Here is a 7,017-nt window from a genome sequence, read left to right on the forward strand (position 1 = left end):
CATCACGCCGTCTCCTTCACTCCCAGCTCGCATCTCACCGCGGCCGCACCGGCGACCATGGCCCTCAACTTCGCGCGGGCGACGGACGGCGGCACGTGCCTGAGTCCGCAGTCCGGGTTGACCGACAGTCGGTCGGGTGATACCACCTCGAGCGCGCGCCTGATGCGCGACGCCACGAGGTCGGCCGACTCGATGTCGTCGCTCTTCACATCGATGACCCCCAGGCCAAGCTGCCGGTCCCACGCGTACCGGTCGAGCAGGGCGAGGTCGTCATAACCCTTGCGGGCGAACTCCAGCGCCAGCCGGTCGACGTCGGCGCGAAGCACGGTGGGGAACAGGAAGTCGTAGTGTCCCTCCCATGACGGCCGCGCGTACCTGTTGCCGTAGCAGACGTGCAGCGCCCACGTCGCCTCGACGCCGTCGACGACCGCGTTGACCGCGTCGATCGCCAGCTCGACCTCGTCGGGATGTCCCGCGAGGAACGGCTCGTCGATCTGCAGCATCGTGGCGCCCGCCGCGGCCAGCTCGCGCGCCTCCGCGTTCAGCACCGAGGCGAGCGCCAGCACGAGCTCTGTGTCTTCGGCGTACGCCTTGTTGCGCAGCCGCCGCGACAGCGAGAACGGACCGGTGAACGAGAACTTGACCGGGTGGTCGGTCTGGGTGCGCGAGAACACGAAGTCGTCGACGAGCCCGAGCGCGAAGGTGTCACCCGCGGGCAGTGGCTCGACGACCTCGGCGTCGTAGTAGTCGTAGTAGTACGCCTTCGTCTCGTCGAGCAGCGAGACGCCGGGGATGCGCGCGAGCAGGTAGTCGATGTCGTTGTCGCGGCGCAGCTCACCGTCGGACACCACGTCGACGCCCGCGCGCTCCTGGTCCTTGATCGCCGCCTTCACCACGACGTCATGAACGTCCTCGAGGTGCGCACGACTGATCCGCCGCTGGTAGTAGTCGGTCTTCAGCCGCTCCAGCCAGTCGGGCACGGAGTACGACCCGATCACCGTCGTCGCCAGCGGCGGCATCTCACCATCCACGCCCATGTCAGTCCCTCACCTGCGCGGTCATGGTCACGATGTTCGTGCCAGCGCGGTAGGCGAACGGCGCGTACGTGACGTCGAACCCCCGCCGTCCGCCGATGTGCTGCAGCAGCGGCCCGTTGACCCAGTTCACGACCGAGCCGTCGTACTTGCCAGGCCCGCGGAAGCCGGTGCGATAGTGGTGCGCGCTCGTCGCGAACAGGTCGTGGCACTGCAGGCGCCCGTACGGGTGGAGCAGCGGCAGCGTGTCGGCGAAGCTCGCCACCGCGCCGTTGCCGACGTGCATCCTGAGGTCACCGTCAGCCTCGAGCATCGGCCGCAACGCCTCGCCGCTCACACCCGGCGCCACCTCGTACAGGTCGAGGCCCGACAACGGGACGTACCGCTCCTCGAGCTTCAGCGCATCCCATGCCGCCCGCCAGAACGCCGTCGCGGCCGCCGGATCGACGACGCGGCCCGGCATCGCCTCGGCGAACAGCGTCGGCCCGAGCCTGAGCAGCTTGGCCACGACCTCCGGCAGGGTGTCGAGGTCGACGCCGGCGAGCGCCGCGACGCGCGCAGCGTCCGCGCGCGGTAGGTACGCGCGTACCTCGACGCGGTACGTGTGACCACCGATGCGCGCGACCTCCTCGCTCGGCAGGTTGTCGTAGACGTTGGAGACGTAGACGAGGAAGACCTTGTAGCGCAGGAACTTCAACGCGGTCGCAGGTGTCGTGGCGTCGAGGGCGAACGAGCTGACGTGCGCCGCGTGGTCGGTCACCGCGGCACGCGCGATGCCGAGGACGTGTTCGGAGTAGTCGCACATCAGGTAGTGCAGCCGCCGGTAGTAGTCGCGCCCGCGGTCGCGGTCCATCCGGACGAACTCGTCGAGCCACGTCTTCGCCTGGTTGCCGTTGCCGACGCCGAGCTCGACGACGTACAGCTCCTCGGGAAGCGCGTTGCGCGCGGACAGGTCGTCCCACACCACGAACATCTCGTGGAGGAGCTCGCGTACCGCCGCGACGTTCCTCGCGTCGCTCTCACCGCCCGGCAGAGCCTGCTCGTACTGCCGACCCGTCGCCTCCTCCCAGTCGCCGAGATAGCGCCAGTACAGCGCGTTGAAATCCCAGATGCGGCTCTGTGTCGCGCGGGTCCACGGCTCGAGGTACAGCCGGCCGAGCCGCTCCGGGTGGGTGAGCCCGGCGAGCAGGTCGCGCATGGAGGTCCGCAGCTCACCGTCCGGGCTGTGCTGGCTGCCTCCGGCTGTCACACAGCGGCGCAGGTCGACGGCGAGCTCGACGTCGGCGTGGGTGGTGCCGTTGGCGCGTCCACCGTTGCGCGCGCCCGTCGGCGACAGGATCGGGCGCAGGTCGACGACCTCACGGAAGTTGTTCTTGTACTGCACCCAGTCGCATACGACACGGAGCCGCGACAGGTCGACGTCGTCCTCGCGCAGGGAGTCGACGATCGGCCCCAGACACGCCGCGAGGTCGACCGGGTGCGCACCACGGAGCTTGGCCGTGGGCCGGACGTCGACGATCATGCGCGCTCCTCCTTCACGACCGCCGCGACAGGCGCATCGGCCCTGCGCGGCAGGCCCGCGCGGTCGACGAGCTCGGGCACCGCCGCCTCGTTGCCGAACGCCATCACGTGCACACCCGCCACACCGCGCATCTCGGCGAGCGCCTGGACGAGCTCGACGCACAGCCGCATGCCCTCCTCGGCCACCCGGTCACCGGGAACGGCGCGCATGCGGCGCACGACGTCGTCGGGGACATGGATGCCGGGCACCTTGCTGCCCAGGTACTCCAGCGCCCTGACCGAGCGGATCGGCCCGACACCCGGCAGGATCGCGCAGTGCTCGTCGAGACCGAGGTCGCGTACCTCGACCATCCACCTTGCGAACCCGTCGAGGTCGAAGACGTACTGGGTCTGCGCGAACTCCGCGCCCGCGGCCACCTTCTTGCCCAGCCGCTTCGCACGGAACCCGACCGGCGGCGCGAACGGGTTCTCCACCGCGCCGATCAGCCACTGCGGCGGCGGCCGCAACGCCTGGCCGGACAGCAGCCGCCCGTGGTCGCGCATCATCCGTGCCGTCCAGACGAGCTGGACGCTGTCGATGTCGAACACCGGCGTGGCGTCGGGGTGGTCACCGAAGGTCGGATGGTCGCCGGACAGCAGCAGCACGTTCGGCACGCCCAGCGCCGCCGCCGACATCAGGTCGGACTGCAGCGCGATGCGGTTACGGTCCCTCGTCGTCAGCTGCATGACCGGCTCGACGCCGCACTCCATCGCGAGGACGCTGCCCGCCCAGCTCGACAGTCGCGCATGCGCGCCCTGGTTGTCGGTGATGTTCGCCGCGTCGACGTGGCCGTGCAGCACGGCGGCCTTGCGGCGGATCGCATCGGCGTCAGCGCCGCGCGGCGGCCCGATCTCCGCCGTGACGGCGAACCGCCCCGACCGTATCGCCGCGCGGAGCCTGCCCTCGCCCACCGCGGACCGCGCGGCACGGCCGTTGCCCGCGCTCGCTGGGTCCACGCGCCCGCTTCGTCGTTCGCCTCCGGCAGGTGTCGCGACACCTGCCGGCTCGGTCCCGCAGGCACCGCGACCCCTACCTGCGACTCGCTTCTCAGCTCCTGCGCTCATCGCGCGACGCCCACCGGAGGGTGACGCGGCGTCTCGGAGCCGTCGCCGGTCCACAGTCCGGCGTCCCTGCCCTGCCAGTAGTTGACCCACGAGCTGCGTCCGGCCTGACGCTGGTCGACGGGTCGCTGCAACAGGGTGAGGTCGTCCTCCCTGCCCTCGCGCTCCGCGCGTTCGTACGCGATCAGCCAGACGCAACGCACGCCGGGATAGACCTCGCAGTCACCGTTCGCCGCGACACCGCCGCACGGGCCGTTGCGCAACTGCTTCGGGCAGCTCATCGGGCAGGCGTATCCGGTCGCGGGCAGCGCGCACTGCCCGCACATGCGGCAGCCGAACGCCTTGCCCTTGACCCCGCGCTCTGCCGCGGTGAACGCGCCGTACGCGATCGGGTGCCGCTCGAGCCAGGAGGCGAGCCTGCGGTAGAACCCGTTCGGCTCGAGGAGCCGGTGCAGGCGGTACATCGACCGTGCGGAGAACGACGGCCGCTTCGGCATGGGCCACCGTGAGTCCTGCCGTGGACGCGTGCGTGGCGTGGTCATGGCGGCGCGTGACGTCAGACCGTGGCCTGCATCCGCGCACTCGCCGGTTCCGCGTCGCCTGTCACGCCCGGCGGGCGACCTGTCCTGCCGGCGCCGGTGCCGCGGAGCATCGCGATCGTCTCGCGGAGCTGCTGCATCTCCTCGAGCAGCGAGTCAACGACCTCACGGCTCACGCCCACGCCCTGCGTCTGCGGCAGGTTCAACGGTTCGGTGCAATGAGGACAACGCTGTCGCTCGCTCATGACATCGCTCCTGGCGGTCGAGGTGCCGCCATCATCGCCCGCGGCCATGCGCCGGGACAGCCTGCTCTCGGCACAAAATCGCGATCCCCCCACTTGTGCCCGCGACACAACGACGCTCACGGACGGCCGAACAGGTGCACCGCGCTGACGACGTTGTCCTCGCCATGCCAGCCGCCCGCGTTGTGCGTCAGCGCGACCCGCGGAGCCGGCACCTGCCGGCGTCCCGCGGTGCCTCGCAGCTGCATCACGGCCTCCACGACCTGTCCGAGCCCGGTGGCGCCGATCGGGTGCCCGCGCGCGAGCAGCCCCCCGCCCGTGTTGACCGGTACGCGCCCGCCCAGGCAGGTGGTGCCGTCGCGGATCAGCGCCGGCCCGTCTCCCTGCTTGGCCAGGCCGAGCTGCTCGTAGATCAGCAGCTCGGCCGACGCCGCGGCGTCGTGCACCTCGAGGCAGTCGAGGTCCTCCGGTCCGAGACCCGCCATGTCGTACGCGGCGGCGCCGGCGAGTGCGGTGACCCGCTCGTGCCCGTCGACCGGCGCGGTGCGGACGACGGACGCCAGCACCGGCACCGCGCGCGAACGCACGCGCCGGTCGGGGCCGACGAGCACCACGGCCGCCGCGCCGTCGGAGATCGGCGAGCACATCGGGAGGGTGAACGGCCACACGATCTCGCGCGCCGAGAGCACGTCCTCGACGGAGATCTCCGCGCCGTACTGCGACGCCGGGTTCAGCATCCCGTGACGCTGGTTCTTCACCACGACGCGCGCGAGGTCCTCCCGCGTCGCGCCGCTCTCCGCCATGTACCGCAACGACGCCTGCGCATACAGGTCCATCAGGAACGAGCGGTCGGCGGGAAGGTCGGCCGGCACGTCGTCGACGTCGACCGACCCGCCGATGGCGGCGAACGACCGGGCCTTGTCGTCGTGGGTCATCTTCTCCGCGCCCACCGCGAGGACGACGTCGTACACACCCGCCGCGACGGCCTGCCAGGCCAGGTGGAGCGCGGTGGACGCCGACGCGCAGGCGTTCTCCACGTTGAACACCGCGATCTCGCCGAGCCCGAGCGGGCGCAACGCGAACTGGCCGAGGAGCATCTCCTGGCCCGTGATCGACGCCGACACCGCGTTGCCGAAGTGGCAGGCCTGGACGTCAGCGGCCGCGCAGCCGGCGTCGGCCAGCGCGCCGCCGACGGCCTCGCGCACGAGATCCTTGGTCGACCGCTCGGGCTGCTTCGCGAACCGCGTCATCGCCGCCCCGGCGACGTACACCTGCCGCACGTCCCGTGCCTAGCGTCGGCAGGTGACGTAGGTCCAGGAGCAGGGGAACGCGTCGCGGTCGGGGAACAGCTGCGCGAGGCTCCGCCTGATCACGTCGAGCCGCTGCTCCCGAGCGCGGGGGCTCGGCGGCGAGCCGTCCACCTTCGCCGAGCCGCCGACCCAGCCGAGCACGCCGTCGCTGTATGCGGCCAGCAGCTCGTACCACTCGTCCACCTTGGCGTAGATGGTCGTGTCGAACACGTGCTGCACGGCGAAGCCGGTCCGTTCGAGGGCTCCGAGGTACACGTCGAGCGGACGGACGGGCACGAAGACCTTCTCCCGCAGGCGCCGGTAGGCGGTCATCCGCTCGGCGTCGTCGAGCACGTCCCTGTACTCCGCGAGCTCAGGGTCGTCGCGGACGATGTCCGCCGCGATCTCGTTGATCTCCGCCACGGTCTCGTCGATGATCCAGTCACCCGGACGCCGCGCCGGGTTGCGTAGGTTGCCGGAGCACAGCAGCGCCAGGCCACCAGGCTTCAGCACGCGATGCCAGGACGCGAAGGTGTCCTCGAGGTGGTGGTACAGGTGCACGGCGTTCGTCGACGTGAGCACGTCGACCGCGCCATCGCGCACGCTCTCCTCGACCACCTCGTCGAGCATCTCCAGGCGCCGCTCGTCCGGCAGCCAGCGCTGCAACCGGAACGCCGCCCGCGGGTCGTCGGCGAGGGTCTCGACCGCGATCCTGAGGAACTTCGCGGACGCGTCGACGTTGAGCACCCCGATGCGCCGGTCGACGCGTGCGAGCACGCGCCTGGCCAGGATGCCGGTGCCGCTGGAGTAGTCGAGCAGGATGTCGTCGTCGCGCAGGGCGGAGAGCACCTGGGCGACCGTCGGTTCGAGGTTCTTGTACCACCCGTGCCCGTCGACGCTGTCGTACTGCCGGCCGAACTCGTCGGGCGCAGCGCGTACCCAGTCCTCGTCGGGGATCCGGTCGAACCCGGCCGGCCAGGCGAACGGTGTACTCGTCTCGGCGGCTACGGCTGACAATGCGCTCACGTCGACCTCCCAGGGGAGCGCGGGCGAACCCCGCGACGAGTCGACGCTAGGCGGATCGCGCGTCCGGGACGTCCCCCCGACGAGTGCCCCCGCGGGGGGTTGTCACCTCCCCCACCGCGTGCTGCCGCCCCGTTGATCACGTTCATTCGAAAATGGCTGTCAGGTGGCTGCCTGGGTGAGGGTGACGGTGTAGCCGAGGGTGGTGAGTTGGTGGGTGAGTCGGGCTTTGCGGTGGGCGTGGTTGCCGGTGTGTCGGTTGGTGTGC

At 70.9% G+C, this 7,017-nt stretch carries 7 protein-coding genes; all 7 read right to left on the reverse strand.

Annotated elements, in window-relative coordinates:
- Positions 1-2: 2 nt before the first annotated feature.
- A complete protein-coding gene (locus tag GEV10_22605; protein MQA81239.1) occupies positions 3-1,037 on the reverse strand; it encodes a hypothetical protein in 1,035 nt (344 codons plus the stop codon).
- Between the two features lies 1 nt (position 1,038).
- Positions 1,039-2,556: a hypothetical protein gene (locus GEV10_22610; protein MQA81240.1), complete on the reverse strand. Its 1,518-nt coding sequence runs from the start codon at positions 2,554-2,556 to the stop codon at positions 1,039-1,041.
- A complete protein-coding gene (locus tag GEV10_22615; protein ID MQA81241.1) occupies positions 2,553-3,659 on the reverse strand; it encodes a methylenetetrahydrofolate reductase in 1,107 nt (368 codons plus the stop codon). Before GEV10_22615 ends, GEV10_22610 begins: the two co-directional genes overlap by 4 nt.
- A complete protein-coding gene (locus GEV10_22620) occupies positions 3,656-4,198 on the reverse strand; it encodes a methylenetetrahydrofolate reductase (GenBank protein MQA81242.1) in 543 nt (180 codons plus the stop codon). The genes GEV10_22615 and GEV10_22620 overlap by 4 nt, the downstream gene beginning before the upstream one ends.
- Positions 4,199-4,212: 14 nt before the next feature.
- Positions 4,213-4,440 carry a hypothetical protein gene (locus tag GEV10_22625; GenBank protein ID MQA81243.1) on the reverse strand — a complete coding sequence of 76 codons (228 nt, stop codon included), beginning with the start codon at positions 4,438-4,440 and terminating at the stop codon, positions 4,213-4,215.
- Between the two features lie 116 nt (positions 4,441-4,556).
- Complete coding sequence (locus GEV10_22630; GenBank protein ID MQA81244.1) at positions 4,557-5,717, reverse strand: thiolase family protein; 1,161 nt, start codon at positions 5,715-5,717, stop codon at positions 4,557-4,559.
- Between the two features lie 9 nt (positions 5,718-5,726).
- Positions 5,727-6,752 (reverse strand): methyltransferase domain-containing protein, encoded by a 1,026-nt coding sequence (locus GEV10_22635; protein MQA81245.1) that lies wholly within the window; start codon positions 6,750-6,752, stop codon positions 5,727-5,729.
- Between the last annotated feature and the right edge of the window lie 265 nt (positions 6,753-7,017).

The sequence above is a fragment of the Streptosporangiales bacterium genome (assembly GCA_009379955.1).
Lineage (GTDB): Bacteria > Actinomycetota > Actinomycetes > Streptosporangiales > WHST01 > WHST01.